The sequence below is a fragment of the Pseudomonas sp. P4_C1 genome (assembly GCF_056402155.1).
On the sequence record NZ_JBFUHY010000001.1, the window covers coordinates 266848 to 285554 of the forward strand.

Annotated in this window: 18 protein-coding genes; 3 read left to right on the forward strand and 15 right to left on the reverse strand. The window is 62.1% G+C overall.

Annotated features, from left to right (window positions below; all coding sequences use genetic code 11):
• Nucleotides 1-59 precede the first annotated feature (59 nt).
• Nucleotides 60-1127 carry a uroporphyrinogen decarboxylase gene (gene hemE, locus AC1DU9_RS01195; protein WP_223457753.1) on the forward strand — a complete coding sequence of 356 codons (1068 nt, stop codon included), beginning with the start codon at nt 60-62 and terminating at the stop codon, nt 1125-1127.
• 153 nt (nt 1128-1280) lie between these two features.
• Here hemE and AC1DU9_RS01200 read toward each other — a convergent pair whose 3' ends face one another.
• A complete protein-coding gene (locus AC1DU9_RS01200; protein WP_223457751.1) occupies nt 1281-2555 on the reverse strand; it encodes an MFS transporter in 1275 nt (424 codons plus the stop codon).
• Nucleotides 2556-2673: 118 nt separating this feature from the next.
• Between AC1DU9_RS01200 and AC1DU9_RS01205 the strand changes: the two genes are divergently transcribed.
• Entirely contained in the window at nt 2674-3576 is a 903-nt protein-coding gene (locus AC1DU9_RS01205; RefSeq protein ID WP_223457749.1) for a LysR family transcriptional regulator, read from the forward strand.
• A 523-nt stretch (nt 3577-4099) separates the two neighbouring features.
• Nucleotides 4100-4366 carry a DUF6124 family protein gene (locus AC1DU9_RS01210; protein WP_223457747.1) on the forward strand — a complete coding sequence of 89 codons (267 nt, stop codon included), beginning with the start codon at nt 4100-4102 and terminating at the stop codon, nt 4364-4366.
• A 252-nt stretch (nt 4367-4618) separates the two neighbouring features.
• Here AC1DU9_RS01210 and AC1DU9_RS01215 read toward each other — a convergent pair whose 3' ends face one another.
• From AC1DU9_RS01215 to AC1DU9_RS01280, 14 genes are read right to left on the reverse strand one after another with little or no spacing between them, the layout of a single operon-like run.
• Nucleotides 4619-5845 (reverse strand): beta-ketoacyl-ACP synthase, encoded by a 1227-nt coding sequence (locus tag AC1DU9_RS01215; protein ID WP_457265692.1) that lies wholly within the window; start codon nt 5843-5845, stop codon nt 4619-4621.
• Complete coding sequence (gene fabG / locus AC1DU9_RS01220; protein WP_457265691.1) at nt 5845-6573, reverse strand: 3-oxoacyl-ACP reductase FabG; 729 nt, start codon at nt 6571-6573, stop codon at nt 5845-5847. Before fabG ends, AC1DU9_RS01215 begins: the two co-directional genes overlap by 1 nt.
• Nucleotides 6570-7031, reverse strand: coding sequence for a hotdog family protein (locus AC1DU9_RS01225; protein WP_457265690.1), 462 nt, complete (start codon nt 7029-7031; stop codon nt 6570-6572). Before AC1DU9_RS01225 ends, fabG begins: the two co-directional genes overlap by 4 nt.
• A complete protein-coding gene (locus AC1DU9_RS01230) occupies nt 7028-8224 on the reverse strand; it encodes a beta-ketoacyl-[acyl-carrier-protein] synthase family protein (protein ID WP_457265689.1) in 1197 nt (398 codons plus the stop codon). The genes AC1DU9_RS01225 and AC1DU9_RS01230 overlap by 4 nt, the downstream gene beginning before the upstream one ends.
• Complete coding sequence (locus AC1DU9_RS01235; protein WP_457265688.1) at nt 8221-8853, reverse strand: hypothetical protein; 633 nt, start codon at nt 8851-8853, stop codon at nt 8221-8223. The genes AC1DU9_RS01230 and AC1DU9_RS01235 overlap by 4 nt, the downstream gene beginning before the upstream one ends.
• Nucleotides 8853-9578, reverse strand: a complete 726-nt coding sequence (locus AC1DU9_RS01240) for a class I SAM-dependent methyltransferase (RefSeq protein WP_457265687.1) — start codon at nt 9576-9578, stop codon at nt 8853-8855. The genes AC1DU9_RS01235 and AC1DU9_RS01240 overlap by 1 nt, the downstream gene beginning before the upstream one ends.
• A complete protein-coding gene (locus tag AC1DU9_RS01245; RefSeq protein WP_457265686.1) occupies nt 9575-10822 on the reverse strand; it encodes an NAD(P)/FAD-dependent oxidoreductase in 1248 nt (415 codons plus the stop codon). The genes AC1DU9_RS01240 and AC1DU9_RS01245 overlap by 4 nt, the downstream gene beginning before the upstream one ends.
• Nucleotides 10809-11966: a sodium:proton antiporter gene (locus tag AC1DU9_RS01250; protein WP_223457905.1), complete on the reverse strand. Its 1158-nt coding sequence runs from the start codon at nt 11964-11966 to the stop codon at nt 10809-10811. The genes AC1DU9_RS01245 and AC1DU9_RS01250 overlap by 14 nt, the downstream gene beginning before the upstream one ends.
• On the reverse strand, nt 11966-14305 hold the full coding sequence (locus tag AC1DU9_RS01255) for an MMPL family transporter (RefSeq protein ID WP_223457732.1): 2340 nt from the start codon (nt 14303-14305) through the stop codon (nt 11966-11968). Before AC1DU9_RS01255 ends, AC1DU9_RS01250 begins: the two co-directional genes overlap by 1 nt.
• Nucleotides 14289-14993 (reverse strand): outer membrane lipoprotein carrier protein LolA, encoded by a 705-nt coding sequence (locus tag AC1DU9_RS01260; RefSeq protein WP_223457729.1) that lies wholly within the window; start codon nt 14991-14993, stop codon nt 14289-14291. The genes AC1DU9_RS01255 and AC1DU9_RS01260 overlap by 17 nt, the downstream gene beginning before the upstream one ends.
• Nucleotides 14990-15415 (reverse strand): acyl-CoA thioesterase, encoded by a 426-nt coding sequence (locus AC1DU9_RS01265; RefSeq protein WP_223457727.1) that lies wholly within the window; start codon nt 15413-15415, stop codon nt 14990-14992. Before AC1DU9_RS01265 ends, AC1DU9_RS01260 begins: the two co-directional genes overlap by 4 nt.
• Complete coding sequence (locus tag AC1DU9_RS01270) at nt 15408-16952, reverse strand: HAL/PAL/TAL family ammonia-lyase (protein WP_223457725.1); 1545 nt, start codon at nt 16950-16952, stop codon at nt 15408-15410. The genes AC1DU9_RS01265 and AC1DU9_RS01270 overlap by 8 nt, the downstream gene beginning before the upstream one ends.
• A complete protein-coding gene (locus AC1DU9_RS01275) occupies nt 16933-17874 on the reverse strand; it encodes an LpxL/LpxP family acyltransferase (RefSeq protein WP_223457723.1) in 942 nt (313 codons plus the stop codon). The genes AC1DU9_RS01270 and AC1DU9_RS01275 overlap by 20 nt, the downstream gene beginning before the upstream one ends.
• Nucleotides 17871-18605, reverse strand: coding sequence for a glycosyltransferase family 2 protein (locus tag AC1DU9_RS01280; RefSeq protein WP_223457721.1), 735 nt, complete (start codon nt 18603-18605; stop codon nt 17871-17873). Before AC1DU9_RS01280 ends, AC1DU9_RS01275 begins: the two co-directional genes overlap by 4 nt.
• Nucleotides 18606-18707: the final 102 nt, after the last annotated feature.

Consider the following 18707-nt stretch of genomic DNA (forward strand, 5'->3'; position numbering starts at 1 on the left):
GCCGTGCCTTTTGCGCCCGGCTCTGAGAAAATGCCCTCACTTTTTTTCCGGATGCCGACATGACTGCCCTGAAGAACGACCGTTTCCTGCGCGCCCTGCTCAAGCAACCCGTAGACGTCACCCCCGTGTGGATGATGCGTCAGGCCGGTCGCTACCTGCCTGAATACCGCGCCAGCCGCGCCAAGGCCGGCGATTTCATGAGCCTGTGCATGAACCCGGCGTTCGCTTGCGAAGTCACGATGCAGCCGCTCGACCGTTATCCACAGCTGGATGCGGCGATCCTCTTTTCCGACATCCTGACCATCCCCGATGCCATGGGCCAGGGCCTGTACTTCGAAACCGGTGAAGGTCCGCGCTTCAGGAAAGTCGTCAGCACCCTGGCCGACATCGAATCCCTGCCGATTCCTGACCCACAGAAAGACCTGGGCTATGTGATGGACGCGGTCAGCACCATCCGCCGCGAACTGAATGGCCGCGTACCGTTGATCGGTTTCTCCGGTAGCCCATGGACCCTGGCGACCTACATGGTCGAAGGCGGCTCGTCGAAAGACTTCCGCAAGACCAAGGCCATGCTCTACGACAACCCGCAAGCCATGCACCTGCTGCTGGATAAACTCGCGCAGTCGGTCACCGGCTACCTCAACGGCCAGATCATGGCCGGTGCACAAGCGGTGCAGATCTTCGACACATGGGGCGGCAACCTGTCCGCTGCGGCGTATCAGGAATTCTCCCTGGCCTACATGCGCAAAATCGTCAGCGGCCTGATCCGCGAGCACGAAGGTCGCAAGGTGCCGGTGATCCTGTTCACCAAGAATGGCGGCCTGTGGCTGGAGAGCATTGCCGAGGCTGGCGCCGATGCGTTGGGTCTGGATTGGACCTGCGACATAGGCAACGCCCGTGCCCGTGTTGGCGACAAGGTCGCGCTGCAAGGCAACATGGATCCGACCGTGCTCTACGCCAAGCCGGAAGCGATTCGCGCTGAAGTCGGGCGCATTCTGGCCAGCTACGGCAAGGGCAGCGGCCACGTGTTCAACCTCGGTCATGGCATTACGCCTGAAGTCGATCCGGAACATGCTGGTGCATTCCTGCGTGCCGTGCATGAATTGTCGGCGCAATATCACGAGTGATCGCTGCCCGATAAAAAACGCCCAGTACAAAATGTGGGAGCGAGCCTGCTCGCGATAGTGGTGGATCAGTCAGCAAAATGTATTGGCTGACACTCCGCAATCGCGAGCAGGCTCGCTCCCACAGTGGTTTGTGGCTGGCAGAAAAAGGCTATCTCAGGTCTTTGCATCACTCAACAACGGCAACTTCGCCAGCTTCAACGCGACCAGCAGCGCAATCACCAGCAGCGTGCCAATGAACAACCCGATCCCGTTCCAGCCGCCCAGGTGCCAGAACACGCCGCCTGCCGTTCCGGCGATGCTCCCACCGGCGTAATAGCTGAACAGGTACAGCGACGATGCCTGCCCCTTGGCCGTGGTGGCGCGGCGGCCGATCCAGCTGCTGGCCACCGAGTGGGCGCCAAAGAAGCCGAAGGTAAAGATCAGCATGCCAATGATCACCAGCGGCAGCGGCGTGAACATCGTCAAGGCGAGACCACCGATCATCAGCGCGATGGTACTCCAGAGCATTTTGCGGCGACCGAGTTTGTCGGCCAGCGAGCCGATTTTCGCTGAGCTGTAGATGCCCGACAGGTACACCACCGACAGCAAGCCGACAAAGGCCTGTTCCATGTGGTACGGCGCGGCCAGCAGGCGATAGCCGATGTAGTTGAACAGCGTGACGAACGCGCCCATCAACACAAAGGCTTCAAGAAACAGCAGGGGCAGGCCGGCGTCGCGAAAGTGCATGGTGAAACCGTCGAGCAGGCTGCGCGGGTGAAGCGAGCGGGCGCGGAAGTTGCGCGATTCCGGGAGGATTTTCCAGAACACCGCCGCGGCGATCAGCGCCAGGCCACCGATCACCAGCATCGCCGTGTGCCAGCTGACGAAGTCGATCAAAACCCCGGTGATCAAGCGTCCGCTCATCCCGCCAATCGCGTTGCCACCGATGTACAAGCCCATGGCGAGGCCGATGTGCTGTGGGTGGATCTCTTCGCTCAGGTAAGTCATCGCAACCGCGGCCAGACCGCTCAACGACAATCCAATCAACGCCCGCATCAGCAGCACACCGTGCCAGCTCGGCATCATTGCACTGGCCATGGTGCACAGCGCAGCGGCGAACAGTGCGGCCACCATCACTGGTTTACGCCCGATACGGTCGGAAATCGGGCCAGTGATCAGCAGGCCGATGGCAAGCATACCGGTGGCGATAGACAGGATCAGGCTGCTCTGCGCCGCGTTGATGGAATACTCGTGGGACAGCAGCGGCATCATCGGCTGCACGCAGTAGAGCAGGGCGAAGGTCGCGAAGCCGCCGCAGAACAACGCCAGCACCGTGCGCATGAACGCCGGCGTGCCTTTTTCGATGTAGATCTCCGCCCGCTCAGCGGCGATAGCGTCCGCTGCTGCGGGAGGAACTTCATGGGCGAGTGGGGCGACAGCAGTTTTCACGTTGGACCTCGGAGGGCGCAGCCGGTCAGGCAATGAAAAAATCATATAGCTGGCTAATGATTCAATCCAATATATTGTTCGACCTGTTTGATAGCTTTTACGACCTAATGGGGTTTTCATGGAATTGCGTCACCTGCGCTACTTCATCGCCGTCGCCGAAGAACTGCACTTCGGCCGCGCCGCACAGGTACTGGGCATCTCCCAGCCACCGCTGAGCCAGCAAATTCAGGCGCTGGAACAGGAAGTCGGCGCACGGCTGTTCGAACGTACCAATCGTCGGGTCGAGCTGAGCGAGGCCGGTCGGCTGTTTCTGCAAGAGGCACGGCTGGTGCTGGCGCAGGTCGACAAAGCGGCGGATGTCGCGCGACGGGCGCAACTGGGCGAGTTGGGTGAGCTGAAAATCGGCTTCACCTCGTCGGCCCCGTTCAACTCGACCATTCCCCAGGCGATTTTCTCTTTCCGCCAGCGCTTCCCGGCGGTGCACCTGAACCTGCGGGAAATGAGCAGCACCCAGGTGGCCGATGCGCTGGTGGACGAGTCGATCGAAGTCGGCATCATGCGCCCACTCGGGTTGCCGGACTGCCTCAGCGTGGTCGAGCTGATGCGCGAGCCGCTGGTCGCGGTGCTTAGCTCCAAGCACCCGTTGGTCGAGGGCAGCGAGGAAGGCTTGTTCCTGTCAGCCCTGGCGCTTGAGCCCTTTGTGTTTTTTCCGCGCAGCTACGGTAGTGGCCTGTATGCGCAGCTGCTCAGCCTGGCCCGGGACTCCGGCTTCAGCCCGCACTTTGCCCAGGAGGCCGGAGAGGCGATGACCATCATCGGGCTTGTGGCCGCAGGTCTTGGTGTATCGGTGCTGCCGGCGTCTTATCAGCGGATGCGCATCGACGGTGTGGTCTACCGCTCGCTGCTCGATCCGGCGGCGGTGTCGGCGGTGTGGCTGGTGCAGCGAAAGGATCAGAAGTCGGCGATGGCGAGGGCGTTTGTCGAACTGCTGACGAGGAAGGTTGAGCCGTTGCAGGCGTGACTGCTGCGCAGTCAATCGCGAGCAAGCTCGCTCCCACAGTGGGTGGGTGGTGTGGCGAGCATTGTGTTCACAGCGCTGGACCCTGTGGGAGCGAGCTTGCTCGCGATGGCGTCCGAGAGAACACCAAAAAGACCAGCTGTCTGGGGCGAGAATGTACCAACCCTGCCGGAAGCTTCACCACCCGCCGTAGGACATTTCCGAAATCCTTCGCAAAGGCTACAGCGCCTTGCGACGTTGCCTGCAACTACTCCAGAATCCGCCGGCTTGTGCGCTGTGAGGGCCATCGCTAACTTGATTCGTGTCACTGATGGTCAGTGATCGGGTTTAGCAGCCCGTAGTTACATGTAGCGTATTAGCGCTCCTGAAAGGCAGGTATCTCCATACCTGCTCTTGACGGCCGCTGTGCGCAGGGCGCCTTCGGGTGCGCCGGTTCATGTAACCCGGTCTGCTAACCTGCGTACAGCTGCCACCCTTTTGATTCGTAGCGACTCGGTGTCGGCTCCTCTTTTCTGGGCACTGAATCATGACCAATAAAGCAAAAAACCGGTCGGACACCGATCCGGATACCTCACGCCAACCCAGCAAAATCTTTCTCGTCGCTCCTGAAGTCGACAACCACACTCTGCTGGAGTACGCATGTGTGTCACTGGCATCTGCGAATGCCATGGCGAGCGACTTTGCGAGGAGTCTGAACGGAGCGCAAAGCAACACCCTGCTGGGCATTCAGCAGTCGATCATGCTGGGGGAAATGGCGGTGAACCGGGTGTTGGATAACCTGGAGTCGCGCTAGTAAATCACTGGTAACTGATCGTTCCCGAAAGGGGCTTGTGAGACTTTGAGGATCCTGGGCAACCAGCCATCGCAGAGCCAGACAGGTCGATGCAGAGTCGACCTGTTTGAGAAAAACCTATTGTGGCGAGGGAGCTTGCTCCCGCTGGACTGCGCAGCTGTCGCCTTTTGGGGCCGCTAGGCGACCCAGCGGGAGCAAGCTCCCTCGCCACAGGTTATTCATTGCTTACCGGTAATTCTTCAAATTGCCTTGTTACGGCCAGCGCTTGAAAATCAGCGAAGTATTCACCCCGCCAAACGCAAAGTTATTGTTCATCACATACTGGTTGCTCATCTGCCGAAACTCGCCGCGCAGGTAGTCTAGCTTGCCGCAATGGGGGTCGACTTCGTCGAGGTTGAAGGTGTGCACGTAGAGGTCACGGTTCATCATTTCGATGCTGAACCAGGACTCCAGCGCACCGCAGGCGCCGAGGGTGTGGCCGAGGAAGCTTTTCTGCGAGCTGATCGGCATGTGTTCGCCGAACAGGCTGCTGGTGGCCAGGGTTTCGGCGATGTCGCCCTGCTCGGTGGCGGTGCCGTGGCCATTGACGTAGCCGATGTCCGAGGGTTTCAGCCCGGCGTCCTCCAGGGCCAGTTCCATGGCCCGGCGCATGGTGACTTGCTCGGGACGGGTGGTGTGCTGGCCGTCGGCGTTGCTGCCGAAACCGACGATCTCGGCATGGATGTGGGCGCCGCGGGCCAGGGCGTGTTCCAGTTCCTCAAGCACCAGCATGCCGCCGCCTTCGCCGATCACCAGGCCGTCGCGTGCGGAGTCGTAAGGGCGCGGGCTGCGTTGTGGGGTGTCGTTTTTCAGGCTGGTGGCGTAGAGCGCGTCGAAGACCATGGCTTCGGTCGGGCACAGTTCTTCGGCACCACCGGCGAGCATCAGTGGCAGGCGCCCGAACTTGATCGCCTCGTAGGCATAGCCGATGCCCTGGCTGCCGCTGGTGCAGGCGCTGGACGTCGGGATCAGGCGACCGGTGAGGCCGAAGAAGATGCTGATATTGGCTGCCGTGGTGTGCGGCATCATGCGGACGTAGGAGTTGGCGTTCAGCCCCTCGGCCACCGAGTTGAGCAGCATGTTGCCGAACGCCTTGATCTCGTCGGTGCTGCCGGTGGAGGAACCGCAGGCAACGCCCATGCGCCCGTCCTTGATCGATTCGTCGCCCAACAGGCCGGCGTCGGCCAGTGCCAGTTCCGACGCGCCGACGGCCAGCCGTGATACCCGGCCCATGCTGCGCAGTTGCTTGCGGGTCCAGTGGCTCGGCACCTTGAAGTCATCGATGGGGCCAGCCAGGCGCGTGTTGAGCTCGGTAAAACGATCCCACTCGTCCATCCGGCGAATGCCGCTGCGGTTGGCCGCGAAGTTGCCGGCGATGGTCTTCCAGTCGCTGCCCAGTGAGGTGATGCCGGCCATGCCGGTGACGACGACGCGCTTCATCAGCACAGGCCTCCATTGACGGCCAGAACCTGCCGGGTGATGTACGAGGCTTCCGCCGACATCAGGAAATTCACCGCGCCGGCCACCTCTTCAGGAGTGCCCATGCGTTGTGCCGGGATCATTTTCATCAGTTCTTCCACCGGCACGTTTTCGTCGAGCATGGCTGTGTCGATCAGACCGGGGGCGACACAGTTGACGGTGATTTTGCGCTTGCCCAGTTCAATCGCCAATGCCTTGGCCGCGCCGATCAACCCGGCCTTGGAGGCGCTGTAGTTGACCTGGCCACGGTTGCCGATCAGCCCCGACACCGAGGTGATGCAGACAATCCGTCCGGCGGCGCGACGCCGAATCATCGGCATCATCACCGGGTGCAGCACGTTGTAGAAACCGTCGAGGTTGGTGCGCATCACCACATCCCAGTCTTCCTCGCTCAGGGCCGGAAAGGCACCGTCGCGGGTCAGGCCGGCATTGAGTACCACGCCGTAATAGGCGCCGTGGGTTTCCACGTCGGCTTCGAGAATTTCCTTGCAGCGGGCGCGGTCGGACACGTCGAACTGCAGGATGCGCGCACGACGTCCCAAGGCCTCGACTTCACCCTTGACGGCTTCGGCGTCGGCCAGGCCGCTGCGGCAATGCAACACGATGTCGCGCCCGGCCTGGGCCAGGCGCAAGGCGATGGCGCGGCCGATGCCACGGCTGGAACCGGTGACCAGTACGGATTCAGTCATGACTGGACTCCTTCGGGTTCATGGAGATATTGAGCGGCCTGGGGTGGGCGGTACACGTTCAGACGGGCGGTGACGTGAATGCCGGGAGCGTTGATGTGGCACTCGAACACGCCCATGCCGTTATCGTCTTCCAGGGAGCGAATCCCGTGGATGGTCAACTCGGTACCGGCCGGAAAACTTTCAACGTTGCATTCGAATTTGCGGCTGCCGAGCAGGAAGCCCAATTCCACCGCATCACCACGCTGACGCGCATGGCAACCGGCGAAGGCGGCCACGCTCTGGGCCATAAGTTCGATGCCGACCCAGGCCGGCAGGCTGCCGTCGGGGAGGTTGAACAGGCCATCGGGCTTGACGGTCAGGCGGGTGTGAATCTGCTCTTCATCGAACGCCAGGATCCGGTCGATAAGGATCATATCGCCAGCGTGGGGCAGCAGTTCGGCGAGCGGCCAGTCAATCATGGGGCGTCTCCGATAATCAGGCTGACGTTGTTGCCACCGAAGGCAAAGGAGTTGCTCATCAGGTAGCGGGGTGCAATGGACGTCAGGCGAGTGGCCGGGGTCACCCATTGCAGCGGTGGCAGTTCGGGGTCGGGCTGCCCGTCCCAGACGTGCGGCGGCAGGGCGTGCGTGCGATTGTCCGGGCTCAGGCTCAACCAGCAGAACGCTGCCTCCAGCGCCCCGGCTGCACCGAGGGTGTGGCCGGTCATGGGTTTGCTCGACGAACAGGGCACGCCGGCCGGGAACAGCGTCGCCACGGCCTGGCTTTCCATGGCGTCGTTGTGCTGGGTGGCGGTGCCGTGCAGGTTCAGATAAGCGATCTGCTCCGGTTGCAGGTTGGCGCGGCCCAAGGCTTTGCGCATGGCTTGCAGGGCGCCACGCCCGCTCGGTTCCGGAGCGGATATGTGATGCGCATCGGAACTGGCGCCGCTGCCGAGCAAGGCAATCGCTTGGCTGTCGCCTGCACGCTTGGTCATCAGGAACAGCACCGCCGCTTCGCCAATGTTGATGCCATTGCGGTTCACCGAAAACGGATTGCAGCGTTGTTCCGAGACCGCTTCCAGCGCCGAGAAACCGTTGAGGGTCAGCTTGCACAAGGTATCGACACCGCCACACAGCACCGCGTCGCAAATGCCCAGATCCAACAGGCGCTGGGCGCTCATCAAGGCTCGGGCGCTGGAAGTGCAGGCTGTGGAAATGACATAGGCCGGCCCGCTCAATTGCAGCCATTCGGCGAGGAAGTTCGCCGGTGCTCCGAGTTCCTGTTGCTGATAGTCGTAGTCGGAAGGGAACTGCTTTTCTCGCAGGTAATGCGCCAGGCCCTGGCTGGCTTCGTCGATGCCCGAGGTGCTGGTGCCCAGCACGACACCGATGCGGTCGCGGCCGTAGGTCTGGATCGCGCTGTCGATGTCCGGACGGATTTGCAGCGTGGCTTCCAGCAACAACTGATTGTTGCGACTGTGATGGTGCGACATGTCGGCTGGAATGGTTGCCAGTTTGCCTTGGACCGCACCGACCGGCAGCGTGCGTTGCGGCACCCACCCGGCTTGTTCGCGCATGCCGCCGCAGTCGCCGGCAAACAGGTTGCGGGCAACTTCCTGCTTCTCGCGGCCCAACGCGCAGACCAATCCGAGGGCATTGAGGTATGCCGTCATGGCGTTTCACCGCTCAGGGGCGTGACTTGATAGGTCGGACCGTTCGCAAGCTGCAATTCAAAGTTCTGCGGTTGTGCGTAGCGGATGTCCCAGCGCTCGGGCAGGGACCGTTGTTTGCCGTGCTGCCAGGCACCGGGATAGTTGGCCGCCAGTTCATCTTGCGGCGTCAGTGCAAACAGCAGCGCTGCGAAGAGCTCCCGGGCTTGCGGATTGGGCGGCAGGAAACCATCGGACTCCCAGGTTTTGTCGATCAATTTCTGGCGGGCCTGGGGAATGCCCAACAGGTCCATCATCGACCAGCGGATGCCAGGCTCTTCACGCTGGATCACCAGTATCCAGTCCTGGCGTTCGTCGGCCTGCCAGCGCTGGATGTGCAGTTGCAGCGGCAACGGCAGATCCGGATTGTGCTCGGGCAATGGCGCCCGGCTGGTGCAGGCGCTCAGCAGCAGGGTTGCGGCGATTAACAGAAATCGCATAGCACCGATAACCCCTGTAGGAGCGAGCCTGCTCGCGATGGCGGCGATACATTCAGCATAAGTGTTGACTGATCCACCGCTATCGCGAGCAAGTCGAATCGTCGCACCGTCGCTCCCACAGGTTTGGTATTTCAAGCGGTTGGTAATCAACATCACACAGTTCCTTCAAAAGGTTTGTGCGCCACCACATTGACCAGGGTTTCTTCCCGTTGGCCAAAGGGTTTTGGCTTGCACACACCCAATAGTTCGAGCAGGCCGAAATCCTTGGCGCGACTCCACCACAGGTACGGATAAGACACGTTTTTCTCGGTAAATTCGAAACCCTGCTGGCGAATCATTTGCAGATACTGCGCGGCGCTTTTCTGCACGTGCATGGGGTGGCGGAACAACCAGCGGATCACCCAGGTATCAATGTAAGCCTCGGTGGATTCGGCGAACAGCAGATAACCGCCGGGTTTGAGTACACGGTAAAACTCGGCCAGTGCCTGTTCCTGCTCCACCAGATGATGGAAGGTCTGGTGGCAGAACAGCAGGTCGATACTGGCGTCCGGCAGGTTCAGGCTGGCGCAGTCGCCGCCGATCAACTCCACTTCCATGCCCTGGCGGGCCGCTTCTGCGCGGCTCTGTTCCAGGCTGTGGGGATCAGCATCGACGCCCATCAGACGACCGGGCGCAAAGGCCTGGCGCAGCAGCGGGAACGACTTGCCCTGGCCGCAACCGGCATCCAGCAGCACCGGGCTGACAGGCAGCGCTTCGCTGAACAGGTTACGCAAATCGTCGATCGCCAACCGCAGCACATAGTGTTGCCAGATCTGGCTACGCAGGAACCACAAACCGAAACGGGTTTCTTCGACGTATTTGTCGCTCAAGTAGTTCATGACGCAGCCTTCGCACAGAATTCCGAAATCACCTTCAAACGGCGCCTGGCTTCGCTGACGAACGGATTGCGTTGATCCCAGGCGTATCCGGCAAGAATGGAGCTGATCATCCCGCGGATTTCCGGCGAACTACTCTCATGGAAAATCACATCCTGGAAGGTCCCGGCATACCAGCCTTCGACGTAGCAACGGAATGTGTCGACGCCGCGCTTGAGCGGCTCGGCGAACTCGGTTTGCCAGTCGACGGCTTCGCCTTGCAGCTGACGGTGCAAGACCCCGGCGGCCATGCTCGCCGAACGCATGGCGATGGTCACGCCGGAGGAAAACACCGGGTCGAGGAATTCCGCGGCATTGCCCAGCAGCGCGAAGCCCGGGCCGTGCAAGGTTTTGACATTGGCCGAGTAACCGCCAATGGTTCGCGCCTCGGTGTCCCACTGCGCATTTTGCAACACGCTGGCCAGGCTTGGCGTCTCGGCGATAAAGCCGCGCAGGCACTCGTCCAGATTGTCGCTGCGGCCGGCGAAACGTTCCTCGGCGGCGACCACGCCGACCGAGCAGCGCCCGTTGCTGAACGGGATGGTCCAGAACCACACGTCGCGCTGGGTCGGATGAGTGGTGACCAGGATCTTGCTGCGGTCGAAGGCCGGGAGGTCGATACGGTCTTCGACGTGCGTGAACACGGCCTGACGCACCGGGAAGTTCGACGGCGCCTCGAGGTCGAGCAAGCGCGGCAGTACGCGGCCGTAACCACTGGCATCGAGCAGGAAATCGGCTTCGACGCGGTACTCGCTACCGTCTTCGCGGCGCACGCCGAGCTGCGGTTTTCCAGGGGCAATGTCGACGCTGACGATGGTTTCGCCATAGCGGATCTCCACGCCTTGCAGCGCGGCCTGATCGGCCAGCAGCTTATCGAAATCGGCGCGCTGGACCTGAAACGTCGTCGATTTGCCGTGGCTGAACGTATCGCCGAAATCGAACGCGCTGTAACGCTCGCCCCAGGCAAAGGCGGCACCGGTTTTCAGCTGGAAGCCGGCCGCGTTGACGGCGTCGAGCATGCCCGCTTCCTCGACGAAGTCCAGGCAATGGGCCAACAGGCTTTCACCGATGGAAAACCGTGGGAAATGCTGACGCTCGATCATCAGCACATCGTGTCCCTTGCGCTTGAGCAACGCGGCGGCGATGGCACCGGAAGGGCCGGCGCCGATCACCACGACCTGGCGACATTCCATTTCAACGATTGGCATGGGGGCTCCTTGCCGGGACAGCGGTTTTCAGGGGGATTCGGTGCATGCCGGCCAAGGCTGGCAGCAGTGTGGCGATCAGGCCCATCAGCATCAGGGCAAAGTACAGCGGTGGGCTGATGAGTTGCTGTTGCAGCAGCAGGTTGAGAAAAACGATTTCGCTCAAGCCACGAATGTTCAGCAGCACACTTTCGCGCCAGCGGCTGGCGCCCTGGAACGAGGCCCCGGCCCAGCCGAGGCCGAGCCAGTTACCCAGCAGTTTGCTTAGCATCGGCAACAGCAGCAGGGCCGCCAATTGCATCCAGCCGAGGCTGTCGATCGCGTTGTGCACGTTGATCTGCACAATGCCGAACGTGAGGATCAGCGGGATGGCGATGTACGTCTGCAGGCGGCTCATCCACAAGGCCGGCAACGGCAGCACCAGCGGTGCTTTCAACGCGGCCATGATCAACACATAGCCGATGCCGAAAATCAGCGCATTGAGCTTGTAGTGCTCGGCGACGACCAGCAGGGCGAAAAAGCACAGGCTGTAAAGCCATGTCTGGCGCAAACCGAGCAGCCGCAGTAGCACCGGCAGGCAGGCGCCGGCCAGGGGCAGCAACAGGCTGCTCAGGTGCAGGCTGCCTTGGGCGATGCCGAACAGCGTCCAGCAGGCGAGATCGATGAGGATCGCGGTTTGCACCAGTCGCCGGGTGGCGGCGGGCGGGTAATCGATGTGCCGCAGGTACAGGTACAACACCGGAATCGCGGTGATGGCGAACAACAGGCCGACGGCCAGCGAGCTGATCCACGGTTGCGCCGGCAACAACCAGACCGCCGTGGCCAGGCCGCAGGCAAACGGAAGGCAAAAGCTGGGCAGGGCGATTTTCAGGCTTTGGCGATCCAGTTGCAGGTCGATCACATCGCTGAGGATGTAGCCCAGCAACAGGGCAAAGCTCAGGCTGTAGAGGCTCTTCAGCCAGCCCGGCGACACCAGCAGCGCACCGCTCAATTGCCATTGGGGCTCGATCCAGAAATACATCAACAGCGGCAGGCCGAGGGTCGCCAGCAACAACTGGCTGACGATGGGAATCAGGCCGAAATGCCGGCCGACACGGGTCGCCACCGCGAATAATGCCAGCGCCATTGCCCAGAACAGCACGACCATCACGCTGCCCGTTCCACGGCCGCAGCCCCATGTACCTGTCGACCGGCCCAAGGCGCGAGCAGGAAGCTGAAGATCAGGCCCAGGCTTACCGACAATCCGAAATTGCTCACCGCCGGAGTGCTCGACACCGCCAGCAGGCCGAATGACAACCATGTGGTCAATGCCGCCAGCAGGGTGCCCAGCAAGCTCACGGCCGCACCGCCGACCTGTTCGCGCATCAGGATTGCGTAATCGACGCTGATCGCCGTCACCAGCAGCAGGCCGAACAGACTGAACAGGGTCAACGGCTGCCCCAGCCAGCCGAGGCTGGCCAGGCTGCACAACGCCGCCAGCAGGGGTAGGGACACGATACGCAACGCACCGCCGAGGCCGAATGGCAGGATCAGCACCAGCACGATCAGCACGCAGGAGGCGAGTTTCAGTTCTGCGGCACTGATTTGGGTGGCCGCGAAGACGTGGTTCAATTCATCCAGTCGATCTACCAGTGTCACGCCGGGTAAATCCTCACCCTGGAGCCGCAGCAGGGCCGGGTTGTTGATGCCTTGCAGGCTGACCATCGCTGCCACGCCGTCATCGGTCGGCCCCAGCCACAGGGGCCGGTAGGGTTCTGCCAACGGGCCGCTGAGCGCTGCGTCGATGTCCACGGTCGGCAGTGCCTGTAGCTTCGTCAGCTCGGCTTGCAGCGCTTCGGCCGGTATGCCGATGTCGAGCAACGGTTGCCAGAACGACGGCAGTTTGCTCAATGCTGCGCGCACCTGTTGCTGTTCGTTCGGCGGGCTGACCAGTTGATTGAGCGACAGATAACCCTGGAGCTTTTCCAGGCCAATCAATTGATCCAGTCGCTCTCTCAGGGCTGTCTGGCGTTCGAGCAACTGCTGCTGATTGGCGGCACGTATCAGGAAGAACTGGCTGGTGGGTTGATAGCCGGTAATCCGGGCAATGGTCCGGGCTTCGTCGGTCAATTGTTGCGGCGCGCTGATCCACTGGCGGATGTCGTTTTTGCTGCCCAGTTGCAACAGGCCGGCCACGCAAAAGGCGATCAGCAACGCCAGCAAGACAGGTGTTTTCAGCTGTTTGAGCAGGGCTTCACGACAGCCCAGCAAAATCTCGCAAACGCGCAATGGCCATTGCGCCGGGCGCAGGTCTACGCCCTTGAGCAATGCCGGCAGCAGGCACACGGCGGACAAGTAAGCGCCGAGCAAACCGGCGGCAGAGAATGCGGCAATCTGGGTCAGCGCCGGGAAGGGGGTCCAGGCCAGGGCCAGATAACCGATGCCGCTGGTGATCAGGCTCAGGGTCAATCCGGGCAAGGTCATGCGCAGGGCAGGCCAGCTGTGCCAGGGTTTCAGGCTCCAGCTCTTGGACAGGTAGTGCAACGGGTAATCGACCGCGACACCGATCAGGCTCGAGCCCAGCACCAGCGTCATCACGTGCATATGGCCGAACAACGCCACACAGGCCACCGCACCGAAGAGCATCCCGACCAACACCGGCACGAACGCCAGCAAGACGCGCCAGCGCCGGAAAGCCAACAGCAGCAGCAACAAAATCCCCACGGTGGCACCGCCGCCGACCCAGGTCATCTCCCGGGCAGCCTGCTGTTGCCCGCTGGCTGCGTACAACAGGCCGCTGGCGGCGAGCAGTTGCACGTCGTGCCGGGCGGCTTCTTCGCGGCTGTGCTTGAGCAGGTCGGCCACTTGCAGCGGCAGGTTCATGTCGAAGGCGTTGCCGGTGGTGCGTGCGCGCAGCAGGACCCAGCTCTTGCCGTCGGCATCGGCGACCAGGGCGCCGCTGCCGATGTCCAGTTGCACCGAACCACGTTGCGGTTGGCTGTTCTGGATGCGCCCGGTCAGGCCCAGCCAGTCATCCTGGCTCGGCACCAGGCTGTAACCGTTGAACGGGTCGAACAACGCCTGCACCCGTTGCTGGATAAAGGTGTCGGGGTGCTCGATAAGCAGTTGTCGGTCTGCCGCCTGGAGCATCGCCAGGCGACCTTGCAGCAACTGCGTGCGCAGCGCTGGCAAGTCGGCTTGCAGGGTCCACTGGACCTTTTCGAACAGTCCGCTGGCCTGCCATTGCTCGCCGAGGGTCTGCGCCATGGCGACGGCCTGCTGGCGATCGGTGTGGCCGACCAGCACCAGCATTTCGCGGTTCAGCGGTTCCTGCATGCGTTGTTCGGCGCGCAGTTCCAGGGCATCGGGCGCCGTGCCGGGCACCAGTTCCATCAGGTTGGCTGACAGTGGCGCGGCGTCACGCCATTGCCAACCGGCGAGCGCAAGTACTGCCAGCAGCAGGATCAGAAACAGCCGTGGCAACCAGCGTTCACTCGGCAAAGTCATGCTGCTCCGCGTCGCTCAATGGTTGGGTGCTGGTGCTGTCCTGCATGCGCAATAATGTACTGTCGCCCTGGGTTTCGAGCAGTTCGATGCTGTGCACCAGCTCTGCGCCGGCAATGTTGATCTGGTTGAACACCTGCTTGAGCAGCATCGAGCGCGGCAGCAGCGTGAGCTTCCAGTTCTGCGCGTCGCCGCTCAGGGACAACTCGAAATCCCGTTGCAGGCCACTGCTGTCACCTTGCAGCACGGCCAGGAACAAACGGTTCTGCTCGGCACCGGCGCTTTTGCCCGGCAGCATTTGCCAGACAATGCCGTCACGCCGGGCAATGCCTTTGGCGGTGATGCGATAGTCCTGTTGCAGTGGTGTTTTGAGCAGCCACAACAAGCCGTGGTTTTTTGCCAGCACGAACGTGCCCTTGCTGGTCAGCGGCTGGGGCAGGGCGCGCAGGTGTTTTTCCTGGGTGAAACTGCCGTGGATGACATCAGGTTTGGCCAGTTGATCGCTGAGTTGTTGCAGGTCGAAGGCGTTGGCCAGCCCTGGAATGCCTAGTAACACGCAGAACACTGTAGGAGCGAGCCTGCTCGCGAAAAACCTGAGGGCGCCGCGGACTGTCAGGTGCCCAGTGTCATCGTTAACGACCATCGCGAGCAGGCTCGCTCCTACAGGGGAGCGGGAGGGGCAGAAAATCATCGCAGAGCTCTCTCTACGGCGTCGGTGAGCACTTTCGGCGAGGCCAACTGCATCTCGCGGCTGACGAGGTCGACGGCGACCTGTACCGACATGGCCCGGGTCAAACGTTCACCGGTTTGCAGATCGCTGATCAGGTAATTGATCTTCAAGCGGTTCTCCCACTCCACCAGGTTGGCGCGCACGTTGAGTTTCTGGCCGAACACCGCGCCGCGCACGTAGCGCAATTGCAGGTCGATCACCGGCCACGCGTAGCCGGATTCGTTCATCGCCGTGTAGTTGTGGCCGATCCTGTCCAGCAGCGCACAGCGGGCGACTTCCAGGTATTTGACGTAATGGCCGTGCCAGACCACGTGCATGCTGTCGACGTCAAAGAACGGTACGACGATTTCCGTGTCGGTGTGCAGGAATCCCTTGCTACGCATGCAGCCTCCAGTGTTGTTCGGCGATGCGTTGCAGGCACAGGCGTAATTCGCCTTCCAGCGCGCGGTCTTCGATGACCGGCGGGAAGTCCTTGGCCAAGGCTTCATGCATGACGGCCAAAGCGGGTGGCAGGGGTCGTGCATCTTTGGCCTGGCCACGCAGCCAGACACCCTGATTGGCCGCCAGCAGCGTGGCGGCGGCCACCTGTTCGGTGAGCTCCAGAACGCGGATGGCATCGCGGGCGGCGATGGTGCCCATGCTGACCTTGTCCTGGTTGTGGCATTCGGTGGAGCGCGAGAAGACGCTGGCCGGCATGGTGTTCTTCAGCGCTTCGGCGGTCCAGGCACTGGTGCCGATCTGCACCGCCTTGAAGCCGTGGTTGAGCATGGCGCGGTCGGCCGTGGCTCCGGACAGGTTGCTCGGCAAGCCATGGTTGTAGCGCTCATCCACCAGCAGCGCGAGTTGCCGGTCCAGCAGGTCGGCGACGTTGGCCACGAGGTTCTTCAGGCTGTCCATGGCGAACGCGATGTGCCCGCCGTAGAAGTGCCCGCCGTGTAGCACGCGCTCGGCCTCGGCGTCGATGATCGGGTTGTCGTTGGCGCTATTGAGCTCGATCTCGATGAACGAGCGCAGCCAGTTCAGGCTGTCGGCCAGCACGCCCAGCACATGGGGCGCGCAGCGCAGGGAATAGCGGTCTTGCAGGCGATGCAGTGGCGCGGTCGGCGCGTCGATGGCCAGATCCTGGCGCAACCACGCAGCGACCTGCATCTGCCCCGGATGCGGCTTGGCGGCGAACAGGCGCTCGTCGAAGTGCTCCGGGTTGCCTTGCAGGGCGACCACGTTCAGCGCGGTGATGCGCGTGGCCAGTTGCAGCAGGTAATCGGCGCGGGCGTAGGCCAGGCAGGCCAGACCGGTCATCACAGCGGTGCCGTTCATCAGCGCCAGGGCTTCTTTTGGACGCAACACCAGAGGCTGCCAGCCGAGTTCGCGGTGCACATCGGCGGCCTGCCGGCGCTCGCCTCGGAACATCACCTCGCGTTCGCCGGACAGCGTGGCGGCAACGTACGACAGCGGCGTCAGGTCACCGCTGGCGCCCACCGAGCCTTCTTCCGGAATCAGCGGCAGGATGTCGTGTTCAAGGAACGCCTGCAGGCGCTCCAGCAGCTCCACGCGCACCCCGGACACACCGTGGCACAACGACTGTAAGCGCGCCGCCAGTACCGCGCGGGTGGCCTGGGCGTCGAGCAGTTTGCCCAGGCCACAGCCGTGGAAGGTGTACAGATGACGGGGCAGCGCCTCGACGTGATGCAGTGGCACCGCGACCACGCAAGAGTCGCCATAACCGGTGGTCACGCCGTAGATCACGCCTTCCTTGTCCAGCAGCGAGTCCAGAAAACGCGCGCCCTTGGCGATGCGCTCGCGGTAGGCGGGATCGCTTTGCAACTGCGTCGGCACCTTGCGGTTGGCCAGGGCCAGCACGTCTTCAATGCGCAAAGGGCGTTCGCCGAAGGTTACCGGCTCAAGCGTTGGCGTCGTCATCGGTCTTCCAGAAAGGGTAAAAGTTGAACCATTGTTGGGGCGCTTCGAGGCAATAGTGACCCAAGCGTTCGGCGTAGCGGGAGGCCCACTGATGAATGACCTGCTCGCGGTCGCTGCGCTTCCAGGTGATTGCCTCAGCGAACGGCTCAATGGTCAGTCGATAATCGCCGTCGGGCTTTTTCAGGCACAGCAGCAGGTTGACCGGGCATTTCAACAGGCCGGCCAGCAGCCACGGGCCCTGGGGGAACCTGGCCGGATGACCGAGGAAGTCCACGGTCGCGCAGCGTCCGCCATGCAGCGGCACGCGGTCGCCAGCAATTGCCAGCCACTCGCCGCGTTCCAGGCGCTCGCTCAGTTGCAGCATGATCCCGGGGTCCAGTTCGCTGACCTGAATCAGGCGCAAATTGGTCGCCCCGGCCTCACCCAGCAAACGGTTGAACTGTTCAGCGTGCTTGGTGTGGACCAGCACGTTCATCGTGACCTTCTCGCCGATTTCCGCCAGTGCGCGGCAGACTTCCAGATTGCCCAGGTGCGCGCCCACCAGCATCTGCCCGCGGGCACCACGCAACTGGTCACGCAGCAGCGCCGGGTCGATGATTTCGATTTGTTCGATGCTCAACTTGCCGTTCCATACGTCGAGTTTGTCGAGCATGGAATCAGCGAAGGCCATGAACTGGCCGAATACGCGCCAATGGCTCGGACGCAATTCGCTGCGACCGCTCCAGTCAGTCAGGCGTTGCTGGTATTGCCAGGCACTGTGTCGGGCGCTGCGACCGAACAGGAAAAAGTACAGGACGATGCCGTACAACACTGGGCTCAGTACTCGACGGCCCAGCACTTTGGCGCCGAACGCGGTGAGTTTCATCAGCCAGAAACTGCCCCGTTCTTCGCGGTCGGCCCAGTGTTGCTTGTCTGCGCTCATGCCCGCCACCGTCGCCAGAGGATCACTGGCGCCCGCAGCAACATGCCGAAGAACAGCCGCGTGTGCATGCTGGAAATCAGCACGTTGTCGTGGAACATCCGAAAATGCGAAACGCCGTCCAGCGGGTAGTGGACTTTGGTTTGCAGCCATTGCATCGGCTGATTGCGCCAGGCCAGGCGCACCAGGATGTCCGAGTCGAAGTCCATGCGCTTGCCGATTTTCGCTGACTCGATCAACGCCAGGACTGGCGGTAACGGGTAAACCCGGAATCCGCACATGGAGTCGCGAATCTGCAACGACAAGGTGTTGATCCAGACCATGACGTGGGTCAGGTAGCGTGCATACAAACGGCCTTTCGGCACGCTGGCGTCATATAGCGGATAACCGCAAATCACCGCTTGTGGGTGACGGCGTGATTGTTCGATGAAGCGTTTGATGTCCTGCAAATCGTGCTGGCCATCGGCATCCACCTGCAAGGCATGGCTGAAACCCAGACGCGAAGCTTCGCGCAAGCCGGTCATGACCGCACCACCCTTTCCCTGGTTTTCGGCGAGGCGAATCAGGTAAACCATTTCACGCTGGGCCAGGCGATCCAGCACCCGGGCGCAGCGCGGGCTGCTGGCATCGTCCACCAGAATGCACGGCAGATGGCTGGCGATCAGGGCGTCGACCACTGTGGTGATCGCGTCTTCGTGGTTGTACACCGGGACGATGGCGCAGGGGCTATGCATGTTGGTGTGCACCTGAAAGACCGAGGTGTCTGCATCGCGAGCAAGCTCGCTCCCACAAGGGGGCTGTGTCGTTCACAAATCCAGTGTGGGAGCGGCGGTGCG

Coding starts and splice junctions, on each gene's coding strand:
- AC1DU9_RS01250 (WP_223457905.1), bottom strand. CDS start 11,966: ATGGTCGTGCTGTTCTGGGCAATGGCGCTGGCATTATTCGCGGTGGCG.
- AC1DU9_RS01215 (WP_457265692.1), bottom strand. CDS start 5,845: ATGAAGCGCGTCGTCGTCACCGGCATGGCCGGCATCACCTCACTGGGC.
- AC1DU9_RS01245 (WP_457265686.1), bottom strand. CDS start 10,822: ATGCCAATCGTTGAAATGGAATGTCGCCAGGTCGTGGTGATCGGCGCC.
- AC1DU9_RS01240 (WP_457265687.1), bottom strand. CDS start 9,578: ATGAACTACTTGAGCGACAAATACGTCGAAGAAACCCGTTTCGGTTTG.
- AC1DU9_RS01255 (WP_223457732.1), bottom strand. CDS start 14,305: ATGACTTTGCCGAGTGAACGCTGGTTGCCACGGCTGTTTCTGATCCTG.
- AC1DU9_RS01235 (WP_457265688.1), bottom strand. CDS start 8,853: ATGTTGATTACCAACCGCTTGAAATACCAAACCTGTGGGAGCGACGGT.
- AC1DU9_RS01270 (WP_223457725.1), bottom strand. CDS start 16,952: ATGACGACGCCAACGCTTGAGCCGGTAACCTTCGGCGAACGCCCTTTG.
- AC1DU9_RS01205 (WP_223457749.1), top strand. CDS start 2,674: ATGGAATTGCGTCACCTGCGCTACTTCATCGCCGTCGCCGAAGAACTG.
- fabG (WP_457265691.1), bottom strand. CDS start 6,573: ATGACTGAATCCGTACTGGTCACCGGTTCCAGCCGTGGCATCGGCCGC.
- AC1DU9_RS01210 (WP_223457747.1), top strand. CDS start 4,100: ATGACCAATAAAGCAAAAAACCGGTCGGACACCGATCCGGATACCTCA.
- AC1DU9_RS01265 (WP_223457727.1), bottom strand. CDS start 15,415: ATGCGTAGCAAGGGATTCCTGCACACCGACACGGAAATCGTCGTACCG.
- AC1DU9_RS01225 (WP_457265690.1), bottom strand. CDS start 7,031: ATGATTGACTGGCCGCTCGCCGAACTGCTGCCCCACGCTGGCGATATG.
- hemE (WP_223457753.1), top strand. CDS start 60: ATGACTGCCCTGAAGAACGACCGTTTCCTGCGCGCCCTGCTCAAGCAA.
- AC1DU9_RS01280 (WP_223457721.1), bottom strand. CDS start 18,605: ATGCATAGCCCCTGCGCCATCGTCCCGGTGTACAACCACGAAGACGCG.
- AC1DU9_RS01230 (WP_457265689.1), bottom strand. CDS start 8,224: ATGACGGCATACCTCAATGCCCTCGGATTGGTCTGCGCGTTGGGCCGC.
- AC1DU9_RS01275 (WP_223457723.1), bottom strand. CDS start 17,874: ATGAGCGCAGACAAGCAACACTGGGCCGACCGCGAAGAACGGGGCAGT.
- AC1DU9_RS01260 (WP_223457729.1), bottom strand. CDS start 14,993: ATGATTTTCTGCCCCTCCCGCTCCCCTGTAGGAGCGAGCCTGCTCGCG.